We start from the raw sequence: 19,757 nt of genomic DNA, 5'->3' as shown, positions 1-19,757 counted from the left end.
TATTAATCTAATTTTAACAAAAAAATATATAATATATTTAATGCGAATTAGTAGGACGTAAATGTAAAATATGATATATTATCTATAAAAATGATTTAAAGGAGAGAAAATATGAGTAAAATAAAAAAAACAGCATTAACTGGAGTTGTAGGAGCATCAGCATTGACCGCCGGTTATTATACTTTTGTAAAGCCAAGTAGTCAAAGTTTAACGTCAAATTCTACTTCTCAAAATACAAAAAAAGATATAAAAAAAGAAAGTGAAGAAACAAAAGGTACAAGTAAAAATACTTCGTCTTCTTCAGGAAAAGAGACTGTTACTTATAAAGATGGAACTTATACTGGTGCGGTAACAAAAACAAACGTAGGAAATTTCCAAGTAAGTGTAGCCGTTCAAGGTGGGAAAATAGCCAATGTTAATGTACTTCTTCAGCCAGATGAAGAATTTTCACAAAACATTAATAAGACAGCACTTCCTAAATATGTTGAGGAAGCAATAGAAGCTCAAAGTAGTGATATAGCATTAGTTTCTGGAGCATCTGAAACATTTAAAGGATTTAAAGGTTCTTTACAAGATGCATTAAATAAGGCTAAATAAAATGTTTAAGTTTAAAACCTATGTATTGAAAAGAATGAACATGCCTTTCACAATAGCCTTTGTTAGGGATAGTTTTGATGAAACGTTAATAGATGTATTGAATCAAATTGTTAATGAGATTGATAAATATTTACAAAATGTGGAAGAGAAATTTTCGCCGTTTCTATCAGAAAGTTTGGTTAGTAGACATACTGATATAGGTGAAGAATTACAAGATGACTTTTTTGATATAGAATATCAAGAAGTCTATAGCAGGTCTATAATCGCTAAAAAAGAAACTCATGGTTTATTTGACCCATTTTTTGATGGAAAATATAATCCAACAGGATTTGTTAAGGGGTGGGTGATAGAGAATGCTTTTATGAAATATATAAAGCCACTTATTGATAATAATATTTTAGAAGCAGGAGCAATTAATGGCGCAGGTGATATGCAAGTTGGTACTAGACTTGATAGTAACTTCTCTTGGAAAATCGGGATAGAGAATCCTGAAGACAAGGAGAAAATAATTGCTAAGTATAGTATAAAAAATGGGGCAGTGGCAACTTCGGGGTTTAGTAAAAAAGGACAACATATCAAAAGTGATAACGATATTAATCATATTCAAGTCACAGTAGTTGGAACATATCTATCAGATGTCGATGTACTAGCAACTGCAGGAGTAGTTGCTAATGAGAAAATTTGGAGAGAAATAGTAGAAAATAAATTGTTAACAGGGATTTTGTTAACAAAAGAGGGAATAAAAAGAGTTTTTGAGGAGGGAAAAATAAAAGATGTTGAGAGAACATAGATTTATATTTAATATGATTTGGTTAATAGTCTTGTTAACGATACCGTTACCATTAATAGTAACATTAGGAAATGGTTTGCCAGAGGTGTTTGGAAGTAGAGTATTAGCGATCAATTTAGGAGTGTTTGCATATTCATGGATGTTATCAGCGATATTCCTGTCTTCTCAGCCAAAATGGCTAGATAGAATAATAGGTTTACCAGACATGTATATAATTCATGGAGTAACAGCAATTTTTGCTGTAATCTTTATGTATCTTCATGATCAACTACTGAAATCATCGGGTCTTATAGAGTTGACAGGTGAATGGTCGATGAATATCTTTATAGGAGTCGTTGCTTATTCACTTGTTTTTATGGCTGGTTGGTTAACTTCAAGAATAAATATCTTAATGAAAATCAAAAAGATGTTAGAAAAAATCTTTAAACATGAGTTATCTATGTGGATACATAGACTTAATCTAGTAGCTGCATTATTGGCTTTCTTACATGTTCTTCTGATTCCATATATAAGAAGTATAGTTCCATTCACTATTTTAGTTATTTTATATACTGTAATTGCATTTGGTGCCTATGGACACTATGCATATAATAAGTATTTAAATGTACAAGTTGGGCTTTTAAAAAATGTTAGAAAAGTAGATTCAAATATTACGGAATTAACGCTTACTACTAGTAAATCTGCTTTAAGAAAAATAGAAACGGGTGATTTTGCATTTATTTCGTTCCCTAATGTAAAGGGGATGAAAGAGCCACATCCATTTTCTATATTGAATATACCAGAGCGAGATGGCTATGTTCAGATGTCGATTGAAGGTGTAGGGGATTTCACAAAAAATCTTCCTAATTTAGAGATAGGAGAAAAAGTTAATTTAACAAGAGGATATGGGGTCCTAAGTTCAATGATTGAAAAATCTGGTAAGAATGAGAAGTTTGTTCTTATTGGTGGAGGAATTGGTGTTGTTCCTTTACTTGGATTAGCCGATAAATTTGATAATAAAGATATAACATTCTTATATACTGTGAAGAAAGATAAAAAACTTTTATATCAAGAAAAATTCGAGTTATGGAATGAAAGAAGTAATTTTAAATCATATTCTCAAAATGGAAGATTTACAACAGAGCAGTTAGATAAATGTTTACCGATTGGTGAAGAGTATAATTATATAATAGCTGGACCAATGGTGATGAATCTAGCATATGAAAAAATGCTTAAGGAAAAAGGTATAAAGAAAAATAGAATATTCTATGAAGGATTTAACTTCTAGGGATTTTAAAAGATTGGGCTGATCCAAAAGTCCTAAAATTTAATAAAGTTTATATGAGAACTTATAGGCGCAGTGGTTTATTGATATCTAAAATCGCTTTAAAAAAGCTTTTTAGGTATCTAATAAACTCGCGGGGGTGACTCGACAAAATCGGTTTCTACGAAATCACGATTTTTGAGTCACTCCCATCTTTTTTTAGAGGGGAAAAAGGATTTTCTAATATTTAAATTATTGTATTAGGTATATTATAATGATACAATGTATTATAATATAAAAAAGAAAAATTCTAAGGAGAGGAGGATATTTTTGAAAAAAATTGCAGTTATTTTAATGCGTAAAAATTCAAAAGGATTATTAGATAAGAACATAAAGTTGTTCTGTGGAAGACCGTTATGTTTTTATACAATTGATATAGCAATAGATAGTAAGAAATTTGATGAAATTTGGATATCATCTGATTCGGAAGAGTATCTTAATTTGTGTGAAGGAGAATATGGTAATCATTGTAAATACATTAAACGAGCCAAAGAAGTTTCGCTAGACTCTTCTACAACTTTTGAAACTTTAGAATTTTTATTTAAAGACATTAAAGAAGATTTTATTTTCATGAATTTACAAGTAACTTCTCCACTTAGAAAAGTAGAACATATACATACAGCATTCGATATGTTTAAAGATTGTGATCACCTTGTTTCGTTTACTAAACCTAAATTAAGTAAAAGTCTATTTATGGATGAGCAAAAAGGATACTTAGTTCCTTCTTGTCATGGTGGAAATTATAGAAGACAGGATGAACCAGAACATATATATCCTAATGGCTCTATATGGATGTCGACAAAAAACAATTACTTAAGGGATAAAACTTTTTATACAAATAAAACGAAAGTATATGAGATGGATAAAATATACAGCTATGATATTGATGATAATTTAGACTTTGAAATTTGTGAGAATTTATATAAAAATTATATAAAATAAAAAAGAATCGTGAATTTCTCACGATTCTTTTTTATTACCGTCTATTTTGATTTGTAGCTCTATTTGTTTGATTTGTTCTACCTGCTGTTTGTCTTTGTGTAGCAACAGAACTATTTGCTCTATTAGTAGAATTTGTTAAAGAGTTGAATACTGTTGTAAGTGCAGAACGACTGTCACGTTGTTTTTGTGCGATAGCAGCTTGATAAACTGCGTCTCTGTCAGTACCAGCATACATATGGTCAGTTTCCGTATTTCTTTCTTTGGCATACTCAACACCATTTTTTGTCTCAATTCCTGCAGGTTTTTCAAATGCTGCAGGTACTTTCTTATCTGAAACTTTCTTCATAACATCTGCCATGATTACCTGTGTAGTTTTCGCCTGCTCTGAAGATAGAGCTTTTGCAGCTGAGTCTACCATATCAGCACCTTGCCAAACCGAAACAGTATAGTCAGTAGTATAACCTATCATCCAACTGTCTTTAGTAGAGTTCACAACATCTATTCCATAATTATAGTATGCAGAATCGTCAAATGTACTTGAGCCTGATTTACCAGCCATATCAAAGTTTTCAACTTTACCATTAGGCGATGTACCGTTACTAGAAAGTACACCTTTTAATACATTTGTAATTAAATAGGCAGTTTCTTCTGACATTGCTTTAACAGGTTCATCTTTAATATTAGGTAATTCTTTACCATTTGCGTTAAACACTTTAACTATTGTTGAAGGCTTATTGTAATATCCTTTATTACCAAAAGATGCGAATGCACCTGCCATTTGAAGAGTAGAAACTCCATCAACGTTCCCTCCAATTGCTGTAGTTGGTTCATCTTTTGTTACAGGAATACCAAGTTTTTCAGCGAAATGTTTAGATCTTTCGTATCCAACAGTTTCGAAAGCACGAACCGCAGGTATATTATAAGACCATGATAAAGCTGTACTCATAGTAACTGTACCGTGATAAAGTCTATCCCAGTTTTGGATATAGAAGTTAGTCCCAGCAATTTGATATGGTGAGTCTGAGAATGTAGTTTGAGAATCCCATCCAAAGTATTCAATTCCTGGAGCATAGTCAATTAAAGGTTTGATAGATGAACCAGGTTGAACTCGGGCATCAACGGCATAATTATATCCACCAGCTTTATAATTTTTCCCACCACCAATTGCTTCGATTAGTCCAGTCTTTGTATCAAGAACTGAGATAGCTGCTTGAGAAGCATGACGTATCATAGGAGCACTTTGATTATCTAACATATCTTGAACATATGTTTGTAATTCTGGATTTAAGTTAGTATATATTTTTAATCCCATAGAAAGTGGGTCTTTAATATTTTCAAAGTTTTGATTTTCTTTTAATTCTTTTGTTATTTGATCAATATATGCAGCAAACTTAGGATTATAAGTGTGTTGGTTTGCACGTTCTTCTTTTGTTTTTTCAACTATTCCGTCCATAATAGGTGTGTTAATTGCATTGTTATATTCATCTTCTGTAATTTTATCATTATTTAGAAGTGCGTATAATACTGTGTTACGGCGCTCTTTTGCTTGTTCTGGATAATCATATGGATTATATAGAATTGGTTGTTGAGGCATACCAGTTAAAAGGGCAACTTGAGGTAATGTTAATTGGTTTAACTCTTTATTGTAAAAGTACTTAGCTGCTGTTTTAACACCGTATTGACCATCAGAATAGTAAATTTTATTCATATACATCTCTAATATATCATCTTTAGAATATCTGTTTTCCAATTTAAGAGATAGATAAGCTTCTTGAATTTTTCTTTGTAATGATTTATCAGACGTTAGTAGTGAATTTTTTACTACCTGTTGTGTAATTGTACTAGCACCTTGTTGTGCTGAATTAGAACGGATATTTACAAGTACTGCTTTGATAAGACGAATAGGATCAATACCAATATGTGATTTGAATCTAGAGTCTTCTGTAGATAGTACAGCATCTGTAATATTTTTAGGAATATCATTTATCGAAACGTATTCCCTTTTTTCAGCTCCAACTGTAGCTATTAGATTAAGATTTTTATCATAAATTTCTGATGATAATGGATCTTGCAAATTAGCCTGTGTTATATCCGGAACATCTTTTAATTCTTTAGCAAATAGTATTAAAATAGCAAAAAATAATACTAAGCATATTGAAAAAAAGATGGAACTAATATATTTGAATAAAGTTTTCATCTGTTGTTAAAACTCACTTTCATTATTTTTTATAATAGTTATATAATCTAATCTTATTTTGTAGTTAAATGATAATTCAAATGCAGTTTCTTCAAATTCACTAAGTTTTATAGATTTTCTGCCGCCGTTTTTAGCGCGATCATAGAAAAATATAAATTTTTTAAATGGAAGTATGAATGTTTTATCGATTTTTTTAAATCTAACGATAATAAAAGTAATTCCACCATGATTTAAAATCTTTTGCATATGATCTATTTGATGTTCGTGAATATTATTTAAAGAAAATGATGTGGCTGAATTAGTTTCCTTAGCCTCAAAATCAATATATTTTCCATTCCAAAGACCGTTGTAATCAGTAGTAGAAGGGGTTTTATAAAATGCTTTGGTAATCATAGCACTCGATCTGTTAGGATAATTCACTTCCACTATTTGAATTGGAATAGGTTTCTTATGAATAACTGCAATGTCATTATTTAAGTAATATTTATTCGCAAAATTAATGTCTTCTTCGAGTTCCATACCTCGATTAGAATATTTAGTTTTTTGAATGAAATTACTCTTCTTATTAGGATAATTAAACATATATCCCTCCATAAATAATTATCCTATCTATTATACTATATTCTGAAGAAAATTTGAATTACAAATAGTCGAAAACTGATATAATTTTACAAATTTTAAATTTAATAAAAAATATTTTTTTTGAAAAAATTATTATAATTTATGGTATAATAATATAGGAAATTTTAAATATGAGAGGTGGTATTGTTGTGAGACAATCAAAAACATTTATTCCAACAACAAGAGAAGTACCGTCCTCTGCAGAAGCAACAAGTCATAAGTTGCTTATTAAAGCGGGGATGGTGAAGCAGGTATCTGCAGGAGTTTATACTTACCTTCCTTTGGCTACTCGTGTAATTCAAAAAATTGAAAAAGTAATTAGAGAAGAACATAGTAAAATCGGTGCAGCAGAGCTTTTAATGCCTATTTTACAATCAGATGAATATTGGAAAAAATCTGGTCGTTGGGACAAAATGGGAGAAGAACTTATTCGTGTAACTGATAGAAAAAAAGCAGGATATGCCCTAAGTCCAACTGCAGAAGAAATAATTACTCAAACAGTTAATAATATGATAACTTCATATAAACAATTACCTATGAACTTATATCAAATTCAAACTAAGTTCCGTGATGAAATTCGTCCACGTTTAGGATTATTACGTTGTAAAGAGTTCATAATGAAAGATGCTTATTCATTCCATGATTCACCAGAATCTTTAAGAGAAACGTATAAAGATTATTATCAAGCATATAGTAATATTTTTGATAGATTCGAACTTAAGTATCGTGCGGTACAAGCTGATTCTGGTAATATTGGTGGAAGCTATACTCATGAATTCCAAGCGTTAGCTGAAGTAGGGGAAGATACAATTGTGTATACTGAAGAGAGTGATTACTCAGCAAACATCGAAACTGCAGCGGTAGTTGAACAAAACTATACAATGCCTACAGGTTTTGAGAAAAAAGAACGTAGTCTATTAGAAACTCCAGATCAACAATCAATCGATGATATCGCAGCATTTTGTGGTGTAGAAGTTAATCGTGCGATGAAAGCATTAGCTCTAAAAGCTGATGGAGAATTCTACCTAGTTCTTATGCGTGGTAATGATCAACTTAATGACATTAAATTCATGAAAGCTACTGGAACTTCTGAAGTTGAAATGGCAACAGAACAAGAAATTGAAGAAGTTATGGGAAGTGTAGCTGGTTACATGGGACCATTCGGAATCAAGGGATGTAAAGTAATCGGTGATAATGCGATTAAATATATGTACAATCATAGCTGTGGAGCTAACAAAAAAGGGTTCCACTATATTAACGTAAATCCAGGAGATTATGAAGTTGATGCTCACTACGATCTTCGTATGATTGAAGAAGGTGACTTAGCGGAAGATTTATCAGGACCAGTTAAATTTGCTAAAGGTATCGAAGTTGGACAAGTATTCGAACTTGGTAAAGGTTATTCAGAAGCTATGGATGTTACTTATTTAGATGCTAATGGTCGTGCAAATCACTTCTACATGGGATGTTACGGTATTGGGGTAACTCGTTGTATCTCAGCAATTATCGAACAACATAGTGATGAAAAGGGTATTATTTGGCCTAAAGAGGTAGCACCATATCAAGTACATTTAGTGTGTGTTGATGTTAAGAAAGAAGAACAAGTTAAACTTAGTGAAGAATTATATTCTCAACTAACAGCAGCAGGATATGAAGTTCTTTACGATGATAGAGCAGAGCGTGCTGGTGTTAAATTTAACGATGCTGATCTTATCGGTATTCCATTACAAGTAGTTGTTGGTAAAAAAGCCGTTGAGGGTGTTGTAGAGGTTAAAGAAAGAAAAACTTTAGAAAAAGTTGATACACAAGTAGCCGATGTATTAGCTAAAGTAGAATCATTTTATAAATAATAATTATAAGCTGAATTAAAGAATGCCAATTAAAAATAAATAGTTGTTAAGAAAATAACCATTTGTTTTTAGTTGGTATTTTTAGTATAATTTAGTTATGTATAATATATTCTTATTTATAGAAAATATATTAAAAAATTGTATGATAAGTCAATTCATTTTATCTTTATATAGAATTAAGATGAATGAATTTTTTATGTTTAATGGAAGTTATTAGAATTATTGTGGAAATTAATTTTTCTCTCTAATGGTAGATTAGAGAGAAACTTATAAATTAATGAAAACATAGTCAGTTATATAAAAAGTAGGAGGAATCATGAGTAATAAACATTTTTCTTTATTAGTTAAAACATTAGAATTAGAAGAACAGTTATCAAACTCAAAATTCATAAATTATTCTTTAGATAATATAGAAAAAGATAATAAGAATAAGATTTGGACGTTTAATTTTAGTGGAGAAAGTTTACCTTCAGTAGAAGAATTAACATTACTTATTCAGAAATTGCGAGAAAATTTCTTAGGTGATTACATTGTTAATTATCGTTTGAAGGTAAGTGCTGAAGTCACGGATGAGCAAATAAAAGAATTTTGGAAGTATATAATATTAGAAAATTTCTCAGAGATTTCTCAAGTTCTAATGGAGAGTATTTTATTTAGTGAAGTTGAAGTTAACAATAGTGTTTTAACTATGAAAATAATGGCTCCATCGATTTGGAATAATTTTATTAATGAACGAAAACAACAAATAATAAGTAGTTATGCAAATATAGGTATTGAAATTAAAGACATTATTCCTAATTTTTCTAAAACTGATGTTGAAGCGGTACTTGTGAGTCAAGAAGAAAAAATTTCCCAGGAAATCGTTAAGTTAGAGGAAATAGAGAAAAAAGAGGCTGAGAGAAAACCAAAAGAATCTGAAAGAAAATTCGTTGCCTTTGGAGGCGGTGGTGGAACTCGATATGGGCAAGAAATTCGCGATGAGGACATTGTAGAAATCAAGGATGTTGTTGGTTATGCCGGAGATGTAACTATAATGGCTCAGGTTTTTGGAACTGAAGAGATTGTTCATAGAAATGGTTCGAGTCAGTATCGTTTAAAACTTACTGATTATAGTGATTCTATAATACTAAGATTATTTGGTAACAATCCTAATTCAAAATTCCAAAATAAACGTAAGAATGAATTAATAGACCTAGTAAAAGGAATTAAGAAAGGTCAATGGCTTAAGATTCATGGAGCTGTAAGTAATGATCCATATTTAAGAGATACAATCATCGAACCTAAGTCTATTGAGGTTGCTAATAAAGAAGAGAAAAAAGATAATTACAGCGGGAAAAAGAGAATAGAGCTAAATACTCATACGAAGATGAGTCAGCTTGAAGGTATTTCTTCAGCAAAAGAATATTTAGCTCGAGCTATAGATTGGGGACATGAAGCCATTGCTTTTACAGATACATATGGTGTTCAAGCATATCCTGAAATTTGTTTGAGTTCAAAAGGGAAGGATATTAAACCAATCTATGGGTTAAATGCCTTTATCATGGATGATAGTATTACTGCTACGACAAATCCGAAAGAACTTAAATTAAAAGACGCTACATATGTTGTATTTGACGTCGAGACTACGGGTCTTTCAGCAGAACGTGATAGATTAATCGAGATTGCTGCGGTTAAGGTGAAAAATGGAGCTGAAATAGATAGTTTTGAAAGTTATATTAATCCACAAAGACCTATTTCAGAACTTATTACTAGAATAACGAGTATTACTAATGATGATGTTAAAGATGCTCCACTTGAAAAAGAAGTAATGACTAACTTTTATAATTGGTTAGATGAAGATGACATATTAGTAGCCCACAATGCGAAGTTTGATTTAGGCTTCTTGGATACTTGTTTTGAACGACTAGGGTTAGAGAATAAGAATAATGCTAGTATAGATACATTATTCGTCTCTCGTGCTGAAAATAAAGAAGCGAAAAGACATGGTCTTAGCAATTTAGCTAAATTATACAAAGTTCGCTTAGTTCAACACCATAGAGCTATTTATGATACAAAAGCTACGGCAGAAATTTTCGTGAAAATGCTAGATCAATTATACGAATTAGGTATTGAATATCATAATGAAATAGATGAAAAAATTGACTTAGAACTTGCGCATAAACGCTCAAGAACATTCCCTTGTTCGATTTTGGTTAAGAATGCTAAGGGGCTTAAAGATTTATTCAGATTAGTTTCATATAGTTGTACTAAGTACTTGAACTCTGCTAAACCTACAATTCCACGTAGTTTATTAGAACAATATCGAGAAGATTTATTAATTGGTAGTGGTAATGGTGATAATGAAGTATTTGAAGAATTGCTAAATTCTAAAGAAGCCAAAGTAGAGAATATAATTGATTTTTACGATTATATTGAGATTCAACCTAAACATCATTATGCTAATTTCATAAGAAATGAAAGAATAGCAGATAATGCAGAATTAGAAGAAATCCTGAAAAAATTAATTCAATTAGCTAAGAAAAAAGAAAAAATTGTTGTCGCAACAGGAGACTGTTATTATTTAGATGAATATCAACATGTTTATCGCCAAATATTAAGACTAACGGTGAAAAGTAATCCTGGTGCACGTGATTTAAAACCGATGGCTACATTCCTTACAACCGAAGAAATGTTAAAAGAATTCTCTTATCTTGATGAACAATTAAAAGAAGAAATAGTTATTGATAATACGCATAAAATCAATGATATGATTGAGTTAGTTGTACCGTTAAAAGACAAGCTGTATACGCCTAATATTGAAGGTGCAGCCGATGAGGTACGTAATCTAAGTTATGATATGGCTCATAGAATATATGGTGAAGAGCTGCCGGAAATAGTGGAAAAAAGATTAGAGAAAGAACTTGCATCTATTATCGGTAATGGATTTAGTGTGGTTTATTTAATTTCACATAAACTTGTAAAAAAATCACTAGATGATGGATATCTAGTAGGTTCAAGGGGATCGGTTGGTTCATCACTTGTAGCCACAATGATGGAAATTACAGAAGTTAATCCGTTAGCCCCACATTACGTTTGCCCGAAATGTAAACATAGTGAATTTTTCCTAAATGCTGAATACGCATCGGGCTTTGACCTTCCAAATAAAAACTGTCCACATTGTGATGTAAAAATGACAAAAGATGGCCAAGATATTCCTTTCGAAACATTCTTAGGATTTAATGGAGATAAAGTACCCGATATAGATTTAAACTTCTCTGGTGAATATCAAGCAACGGCTCATAACTTTACGAAAGAAATTTTCGGTGAAGATTACGTATATCGTGCTGGAACTATTTCTACAGTGGCTGAGAAAACGGCTTATTCATTTACTAGAGATTATTATGAGAAAAATGAAATAGAGAAGAGAAGTATAGATATAGAACGTATTGCAGCAGGATGTGAAGGTTCTAAGAGAACTACTGGACAGCATCCTGGTGGTATACTAGTAGTTCCTAATGATATGGATATTTTTGACTTTACTCCGTATCAATTCCCTGCGGATGATGAAACGAGTCCATGGAGAACAACTCACTTCGATTTCCACTCTATCCATGATAATATTTTGAAATTTGATATACTTGGACACGATGATCCGACTATGATTAGAAAGTTACAGGATTTATCTGGTATTGATCCTAAAACAATAGATGTATCAGATCCTGAAGTAATGGGTATTTTTTCAACAGTTGAGGCGCTTGGTGTCACTAGAGATCAAGTAGATTCAGCAAGTGGAACATTTGGTATTCCTGAGTTTGGAACAAACTTTGTTATTCAGATGTTGGATGATACAAAACCGACAACATATTCAGAATTAGTTCAGATTTCTGGATTATCTCATGGTACGGACGTTTGGTTAGGTAATGCTCAAGAATTAATCAAAAATGGTACTTGTGAACTTAAAGATGTAATTGGTTGTCGTGATGACATTATGGTATATTTAATTCATGCTGGATTAGAAGAAGGTTTATCTTTCAAAATAATGGAAAGCGTAAGGAAAGGTAAAGGATTAACTGAAGACTTTGAAAAAGAGATGATAGATAATAATGTACCAGAGTGGTATATTGATTCATGTAAAAAAATCAAGTATATGTTCCCTAAAGCCCATGCATGTGCATACGTACTTATGGCGCTTCGAATTGCTTGGTTTAAAGTTCATCAACCATTAACATACTACTGTGCTTATTATTCTGTCAGAGCTAGTGACTTTGACATTATTACGGTAGTTAAGGGAGCAGAAACGTTAAAAGCGAAAATAAAAGAAATAAAAACTACAGATAAAAATGAACTATCAAATAAAGATAAAGATGCCCTTGTAAGTTATGAAATTGCTAATGAGATGATGGAGAGAGGATTTACATTCTCTAAAGTTGATTTAGAAAAATCAGCAAGTCATGATTACATAATTGAAGGAAATACGTTAATTCCACCGTTCTCGATTGTTCCCGGACTTGGAGATAACGTAGCTAACAAGATCGTTCAAGCGAGAGAAGAGAAAGCCTTTTTATCAATTGAAGATTTCTCAAAACGAGGAAGTGTATCTTCTACGGTAGTAGAATATTTAAGAGAAATGGGGACATTAAAAGGTCTTCCGGAAAAAGCACAATTATCATTCTTTGATGAATTGTAATTGATAGAATTATTCAATTAAAACAGTTTAAATTTAAAGATTATTCTGCAAGATAACTACAATATTTTTGGAAGTAATCTATTTTAATTCTTGCAGAATAATTTTAATGTTTCGTATTTAAATACGAGTTAATTTCAATCTTACCTAAAATAAAAAATAATATTAAATCTTTGTTTAAAACTAGTTTTATATTTCATGTATAGAAAAGGCATACTTTCGTAATAAAATAAATTTTAAAAATATTTATTCAAACTTTATTTATTTTATAATTTGTGGTAGTATTATATGTGATATAAAATGTAAATATAGAGATGGAGGAAACAACTTGGAAAAGATAGTCGTTAAAGGTGGAACACCTTTAATAGGAGAAGTACAAGTTTCTGGTGCGAAGAATGCGGCATTACCAATTTTAGCTGCAGGTTTATTAGCAACAGAGGGTACAAGTAAATTTTATAATGTTCCTAAGTTATCAGATATTAAGACAATAGGATTATTATTTGAAAGTCTAGGAGTAAAGGTTGATTATAGACCAGAAGAAAATACTTTAGAAATGGATGCGACAAAACCATTATTAACAGAGGCTTCATTTGAATTTGTTAGTAAAATGCGTGCATCATTTTTAGTATTAGGACCTATGTTAGCGCGTGAAGGAAGTGCAAAAGTAGCAATGCCTGGAGGATGTTCAATTGGAAGTAGACCTATTGATCAACACTTAAAAGGGTTTGAAGCACTAGGAGCTACAATTATTCAAGATGCTGGTTTTGTTGAGGCAAGAGCAGAAAAAGAATTAGAAGGAACAACGATTTTCTTCGATTTCCCAAGTGTAGGTGGAACTCAAAACGTTATTATGGCAAGCTGTTTAGCAAAAGGGAAAACTACTATTGTTAACGCAGCTCAAGAACCTGAAATCGAAGATATGATTAACTTCCTAATTAAAATGGGAGCTAAGATTGAAGGTAAAGGAACTTCTGTTTTAGTTATTGAAGGAGTAGAAAAATTAGTAGGTACTGAGTACACAGTTATGCCTGACCGTGTAGAAGCTGCTACATACATGATTGCAGCGGCAGCAACTAAAGGGGATGTACTAGTTAAAGGTGCACCTTATAAAGATAATGTTGCCTTAGTAAGTAAAATGCGTGAAATGGGCGTTAACATAGAAGTAGTTGATGAAACGTCTATGCGTGTAAGTAATAAACTAGACAGTTTAAGACCTGTAGATGTTAAGACATTACCACACCCAGGATTCTTAACAGATATGCAGTCTATTATGTGTGTATTAACGTTATTAGCTGATGGTACTAGTACTATCACTGAGACTGTATTTGAAAATAGATTTATGCATGTTGAAGAGTTACGCAGAATGAACGCGAAGATTAGAATTGAAGGTAGAAGTTCACTAATCGAAGGATTACCTCATTTAGAAGGAACTACTGTTAAAGCAACGGATTTACGTTCAGGAGCAGCTCTTGTCATTGCTGGTTTAATGGCTACAGGAACTACTAAAGTTATTGACATTTACCACATTGATAGAGGTTATGTAGACATCGAAGAAAAAATGAGAAAACTAGGTGCAGATATTCAAAGAATAGATGAGTAGGAATTTATTATGAAATCAAATGATAAATTAGTAAGGTATTTGCGAAACATAGCCCTAATGATCATAATATTTTATATTGGATTGTTATTAGGGTATACTATTTTAGGTAAGGGCAGTCTTTTCGATGCTTTAAGTTTAAAGCCGATAAGACATATTAAAGACATTATATACAATTAGGAGGAAATGAAGATGGCAAATGATTTATTTGTAGAACTTCAACAAAAATTAGAAGGGAAAAATGTACGTATCGTACTACCAGAAGCATATGATGAGCGTGTATTAGAAGCGGCTGTTAAATTAGGCGCTACTAGTTATGTTAAACCTGTGTTAGTTGGGAAAAAAGAAAAAGTAGAAGAAATCGCTAAAGGATTATCTTTAGATGCTTCTAACCTAGAAGTTATCGATCACGAAAACTACGAAAAATTAGAAGAATTAGTTGCTAAGTTTGTAGAACGTCGTGCAGGAAAAGTAACTGAAGAAAAAGCTCGTGAATTATTAAAAGATGTTAACTACTTCGGAACTATGTTAGTATACACTGGTGAAGTTGAAGGATTAGTATCTGGAGCAATTCATTCTACTGGAGACACTGTTCGTCCAGCATTACAAATCATTAAAACAAAACCAGGAACAAAACGTACAAGTGGTGCATTCATCATGAGTAAAGAAGACAAACGTTATGTATTTGCTGACTGTGCGATTAACCCGACATTAGATGCTGAAGGATTAGCAGAAATCGCAATCGAAAGTGCTAAAACAGCTAAAAGCTTCAACGTTGATCCAAAAGTAGCAATGTTAAGTTTCTCAACTTTAGGTTCAGCTGTTACTGAAGACACTACAAAAGTAGCAGAAGCTACTAAGTTAGTTAAAGAAAATGCACCTGAATTAGCGGTAGAAGGTGAATTACAATTCGATGCTGCAGTTGTACCTTCAGTAGCTAAATTAAAAGCTCCTAATTCAAAAGTACAAGGGGATGCTAATGTATTTGTATTCCCAAGCTTAGAAGCTGGTAATATTGGATACAAAATTGCACAACGTCTAGGTGGATTTGAAGCTGTAGGACCAATCTTACAAGGATTAAACGCTCCTGTAAACGACCTATCTCGTGGATGTAATGCAGAAGATGTATACAAACTTTCATTAATTACAGCTGTTCAAGCTTTAGAAAAATAAGATTATAATTATAAAGGGGCTGACTCAAAAGTCCTAAATTTGAACAAAGTGTATATGATAACTCATAGACGCAGTGGTTTATTGATATCTAAATTCGCTTTATAAAAGCTTTTTAGGTATCTAATAAACTGTGCGGGGGTGACTCGACAAAATCGATTTCTTTGAAATCGCGATTTTTGAGTCACTCCCTTTTTTAGTTTTATCCATGGCATTATTAGTAGTATTTAAAGAGTATACATAAATTTAGTTTTATTGTATAAAAATACTGTTGACTATATTTGAATATTTTGTATGTACTAGTCTTTATAATTGCATTTATACCAACTTTTATGGTATCATAATATGATGTATAAATATGGAGGTAAACATGGTTGCGATAGAATCAAAAGATGATTTGTATGTTATTAATTTGTTAGAAGATTTTGATGAATTTTATTTAGAATTAGAAAAATATGCCGAAGAGAATAGAGTGCCGATTATAGATAAGATTGGGATAAGATTCTTAATTCAAATGCTTAAAGTAAAGAAAGCTAAGAATTTGTTAGAAATAGGAACGGCAATTGGATATACATCTATTAAATTAGCTGAAAAAATAGGATGTAATGTAACAACTATTGAACGTGATGATAAGATGTATAACCAAGCAAAAAACAATATAGAAAAGAGAAATCTTACTGATAAAATAACATTACTTCATGCAGATGCATTAGAACTTCAAGATGAAGTAGTGACAAATGCCCCATACGATGTAGTATTCATTGATGGTGCTAAAAGTCAAAGTAGAAAGTTTTTTGAATTATATGAACCATATTTTGCTGAGGATGTCGTAGTTATTACGGACAATGTACTATTCAAAGGAATGGTTGCTGATCCAAGTATTATTAAACACAGTAGAGATTTAAAACAACTTTCTAGAAAAATTAATAATTACAATGAATGGTTATTAAAACATGAAAATTATGAGAGTGTAATATTACCATTTGGAGATGGAATAACTATAACAACAAGAAAATAAAATTATAGAACTGTGAAGTTAGTATATTTTATTAAGAGAGGATAAAAAATGACAGTAGAGTTAGTTGTAACACCGAAAAGTATTGATCATATTTATGAACTGATAAATGTAGGAGCTGATAGTTTCGTTATTGGTGAAGAAAAATATGGATTACGTCTTGCTGGTGAATTTAATAGAGACGAATTAAAAAAGGCTATTGAGATTATACACCAAGCAGGGAAAAAAGCATATGTTAGTGTAAATGCAATATTCCATAATGAGCATATAGATGACTTAGTTGATTATTTACATTATTTATCAACACTAAATGTAGATGCTCTAATATATGGAGAACCAACAATTATTACAATTTTAAGAGAAGAAAATCTTGATTTTAAACTTCAATGGGATCCACATACATTAGCTACGAACTCTTTCTCATGTAATTATTGGGGGAAACGTGGAGCATATAGAACGTGTCTTTCAAAAGAATTAACTATTGATGAAATTATTGAAATTACAGGAAAAAGTGAATATGAAATTGAAGTGCAAGTTCAGGGAATGCTTTGTATGTTCCAATCTGTAAGAAAATTGGTGGATAACTATTTTATGTATAGTGGTAAAGAGAAGTATATTGAAGAATATAGTAATTCTAAGAAACTATTCCTATACAGTCAAGATAGAAATGAACGTTATCCAATTTTTGAGGATTCAAATGGGACACACATCATGAGTGCAAATGATATCTGTGCGATAGAAGAATTAGATCGTCTAATCGAAGCAGGGGTAACTGCATTTAAGATTGAAGGTGTTTTAAAAGATGAAGATTATATCACAGAGGTTGTAACTATTTATCGTGATGCTATTGATCTTTATTATGAAGACAAAGAAGCTTATGAGGATGAAAAACAAGATTTCTATAACGATATAGAAAGAATTAAACCAAAATACAGAGAAGTAGACTTAGGATTCTTCTATAAGAAAACTATGTACTAGTATATATTTGAATTATATAAAAGGGTAAGGTTTCCTATATAAAACCTAATAAAAAAGACAAGGAGGATGGGTCATACTTGAATGTGACCTTAACTTATGGCGATACCAAATATTTCAGAAATTAGAGACGGTAAGAGAGTAATAACGAAAAAACCAGAATTACTGCTTCCAGCAGGGAATTTAGAAAAATTAAAAATAGCTATTCATTATGGAGCAGATGCTGTGTTCTTAGGAGGGCAGGAGTTTGGGCTTCGTAGTAATGCAGACAACTTCACAATTGAAGAGATTAAAGAAGGTTGTGAATTTGCAGCAAAATATGGAGCTGATATTTATGTTACAGCGAATATTATTGCGCACGATGAGAACTTTGAAGGATTAGATGAATTCTTAATGGCGCTTCAAGATGCAGGAGTAAGAGGAATTATCGTAGCGGATCCATATATCATTGAAAGATGTAAAGCTGTAGCTCCAAAAGTAGAGGTACATATTAGTACACAACAATCTATCTCAAACTATAAGGAAGTTAGATATTGGGAAAGCGAAGGAGTACACCGTGTAGTACTAGCTCGTGAAACAGGATATGAAGAAATTAAAGAAATTCGTGAAAAAACAGATGTTGAGATCGAGATGTTTGTTCACGGTGCGATGTGTATAGCATATTCTGGACGTTGTACATTAAGTAACTACATGACAGCTCGTGATAGTAACCGTGGAGGTTGTTGTCAGTCATGTCGTTGGAATTATGACCTTTATGAGGAAGGAACTGACGAAGATACTAAGTTATTCGATGAAGGTGCAAATCCTTATGCGATGAGTCCAAAAGACTTAACTTTAATTGAAGCAGTACCAGAGATTATTGAATTAGGTATTGATTCGTTAAAAGTTGAAGGTCGTATGAAATCTATTCACTATGTAGCAACAGTTGCAAGTGTGTATAGAAAACTAATTGATGATTATTGTGCAGATCCAGATAATTTTGAGATGACACCAGAATATAAATTAGAATTATATAAATGTGCTAACCGTGATACTGCAATGTCATTCTTCTATGAAATTCCTAAGTATTCTGAACAAATGTTTGGAAACGAAGGTGGTAAGAAAACAAACTATGACTTCGTTGGGCAAGTTCTTCACTATGATGAAGAAACTCAAATTGCAACAATTCAACAACGTAACTTCTTTAAAACAGGTCAAGAGGTTGAATTCTTTGGACCAGAGATCGATACATTTAGACAAGTTATCGGTGAAATTTACGATGAAGATGGTGAATTACTAGATGCAGCAAGACATCCACTTCAAATTATTAGAACAAAATTAGACTCTAGAGTATTTAAAAGCAATATGATGCGAAAGGAAATGGGACGCTAATGGCTACAAAACGACCAAAAATTATCGGTATTGTTGGAGGAAGCGGTAGTGGTAAAACTACTGTTACTAAAAGAATTATAGACGAGTTAACTCAAGATAAAGTTGCATTAATTGAGCAAGATTATTACTACAAAGATCAAAGCCATATGACAATGGATGAAAGAGTTAAAACAAACTATGATCACCCTAGTGCATTTGATAACGAGTTACTTTACAACCATTTATTAGAGTTAATCGAAGGGAAGGCTGTTGAATTGCCAGTCTATGATTACGTAAATCACACTAGAAGTAGTGAACAGAAACACCAAGAACCTAAAGATGTAATTATTATCGAAGGTATGTTTGGTCTTTATTCAGAAAAACTACGTGAATTAATGGATATTAAGATTTTTGTTGATACACCAAGTGATCTTCGTATTTTAAGAAGATTATTACGTGATATTAATGAACGTGGAAGAACTGTAGAATCAGTAATTAATCAATATTTAGTGTCTGTTAGACCGATGCATGAAAAGTATATTAAACCAACTAAACAATATGCTGATATTATTGTTCCTGATGGTGGATATAATGATATTGCGATTGATATTTTAATAACAAAAATCAAATCGCTACTAGCAAAATAATAAAAAAAAAGATATAATATAGAGTAGACTAAAAAAAGGA

General features: G+C 31.6%; 15 protein-coding genes. 13 read left to right on the top strand and 2 right to left on the bottom strand.

The features are described 5' to 3' along the window. Positions 1–111 precede the first annotated feature (111 nt). The 4 genes from O3801_RS05400 to O3801_RS05385 all read left to right on the top strand — a co-directional run bounded on the left by O3801_RS05400 (position 112) and on the right by O3801_RS05385 (position 3,632). Positions 112–597, top strand: coding sequence for an FMN-binding protein (locus O3801_RS05400; protein ID WP_371454323.1), 486 nt, complete (start codon positions 112–114; stop codon positions 595–597). Position 598: 1 nt separating this feature from the next. Beyond that, entirely contained in the window at positions 599–1,387 is a 789-nt protein-coding gene (locus O3801_RS05395; RefSeq protein ID WP_371454322.1) for an FAD:protein FMN transferase, read from the top strand. Next, the gene (locus O3801_RS05390) at positions 1,371–2,654 is read left to right on the top strand and encodes a ferric reductase-like transmembrane domain-containing protein (protein WP_371454321.1); all 1,284 of its coding nucleotides are present in this window, start codon (positions 1,371–1,373) and stop codon (positions 2,652–2,654) included. The genes O3801_RS05395 and O3801_RS05390 overlap by 17 nt, the downstream gene beginning before the upstream one ends. A 306-nt stretch (positions 2,655–2,960) precedes the next feature. Beyond that, a complete protein-coding gene (locus O3801_RS05385) occupies positions 2,961–3,632 on the top strand; it encodes an acylneuraminate cytidylyltransferase family protein (RefSeq protein ID WP_371454320.1) in 672 nt (223 codons plus the stop codon). Between the two features lie 34 nt (positions 3,633–3,666). On the opposite strand, the gene O3801_RS05380 is transcribed toward O3801_RS05385, so the two are convergent. After that, positions 3,667–5,829, bottom strand: a complete 2,163-nt coding sequence (locus tag O3801_RS05380) for a transglycosylase domain-containing protein (RefSeq protein ID WP_371454319.1) — start codon at positions 5,827–5,829, stop codon at positions 3,667–3,669. A 6-nt stretch (positions 5,830–5,835) separates the two neighbouring features. Beyond that, complete coding sequence (gene recU / locus O3801_RS05375; protein ID WP_294681374.1) at positions 5,836–6,411, bottom strand: Holliday junction resolvase RecU; 576 nt, start codon at positions 6,409–6,411, stop codon at positions 5,836–5,838. A gap of 188 nt (positions 6,412–6,599) precedes the next feature. Here recU and O3801_RS05370 point away from each other — a divergent pair, with 188 nt between their 5' ends. From O3801_RS05370 to udk, 9 genes are all read left to right on the top strand, one after another. Continuing rightward, complete coding sequence (locus tag O3801_RS05370) at positions 6,600–8,300, top strand: proline--tRNA ligase (RefSeq protein WP_371454318.1); 1,701 nt, start codon at positions 6,600–6,602, stop codon at positions 8,298–8,300. Between the two features lie 316 nt (positions 8,301–8,616). Continuing rightward, positions 8,617–12,966: a PolC-type DNA polymerase III gene (locus O3801_RS05365; RefSeq protein WP_371454317.1), complete on the top strand. Its 4,350-nt coding sequence runs from the start codon at positions 8,617–8,619 to the stop codon at positions 12,964–12,966. Positions 12,967–13,291: 325 nt separating this feature from the next. After that, complete coding sequence (gene murA / locus O3801_RS05360; protein ID WP_294681380.1) at positions 13,292–14,563, top strand: UDP-N-acetylglucosamine 1-carboxyvinyltransferase; 1,272 nt, start codon at positions 13,292–13,294, stop codon at positions 14,561–14,563. A gap of 9 nt (positions 14,564–14,572) precedes the next feature. Further along, positions 14,573–14,740: a DNA-directed RNA polymerase subunit beta gene (locus O3801_RS05355; protein ID WP_081450706.1), complete on the top strand. Its 168-nt coding sequence runs from the start codon at positions 14,573–14,575 to the stop codon at positions 14,738–14,740. A gap of 12 nt (positions 14,741–14,752) precedes the next feature. After that, positions 14,753–15,733 (top strand): phosphate acetyltransferase, encoded by a 981-nt coding sequence (gene pta, locus O3801_RS05350; protein WP_294681383.1) that lies wholly within the window; start codon positions 14,753–14,755, stop codon positions 15,731–15,733. A 367-nt stretch (positions 15,734–16,100) separates the two neighbouring features. Continuing rightward, positions 16,101–16,748, top strand: coding sequence for an O-methyltransferase (locus tag O3801_RS05345; RefSeq protein WP_371454316.1), 648 nt, complete (start codon positions 16,101–16,103; stop codon positions 16,746–16,748). Between the two features lie 48 nt (positions 16,749–16,796). Then, positions 16,797–17,723 carry a peptidase U32 family protein gene (locus O3801_RS05340; protein WP_371454315.1) on the top strand — a complete coding sequence of 309 codons (927 nt, stop codon included), beginning with the start codon at positions 16,797–16,799 and terminating at the stop codon, positions 17,721–17,723. 96 nt (positions 17,724–17,819) lie between these two features. After that, positions 17,820–19,091, top strand: a complete 1,272-nt coding sequence (locus O3801_RS05335; protein WP_003146785.1) for a peptidase U32 family protein — start codon at positions 17,820–17,822, stop codon at positions 19,089–19,091. Then, entirely contained in the window at positions 19,091–19,717 is a 627-nt protein-coding gene (gene udk / locus O3801_RS05330; RefSeq protein ID WP_371454314.1) for a uridine kinase, read from the top strand. The genes O3801_RS05335 and udk overlap by 1 nt, the downstream gene beginning before the upstream one ends. Positions 19,718–19,757 lie beyond the last annotated feature (40 nt).

It is taken from the genome of Gemella sp. 27098_8_149, assembly GCF_041433745.1.
Lineage (GTDB): Bacteria > Bacillota > Bacilli > Staphylococcales > Gemellaceae > Gemella.
The sequence above is the reverse complement of the archived record's forward strand: the minus strand, read 5'-3'. Positions and strand labels throughout refer to the sequence as shown.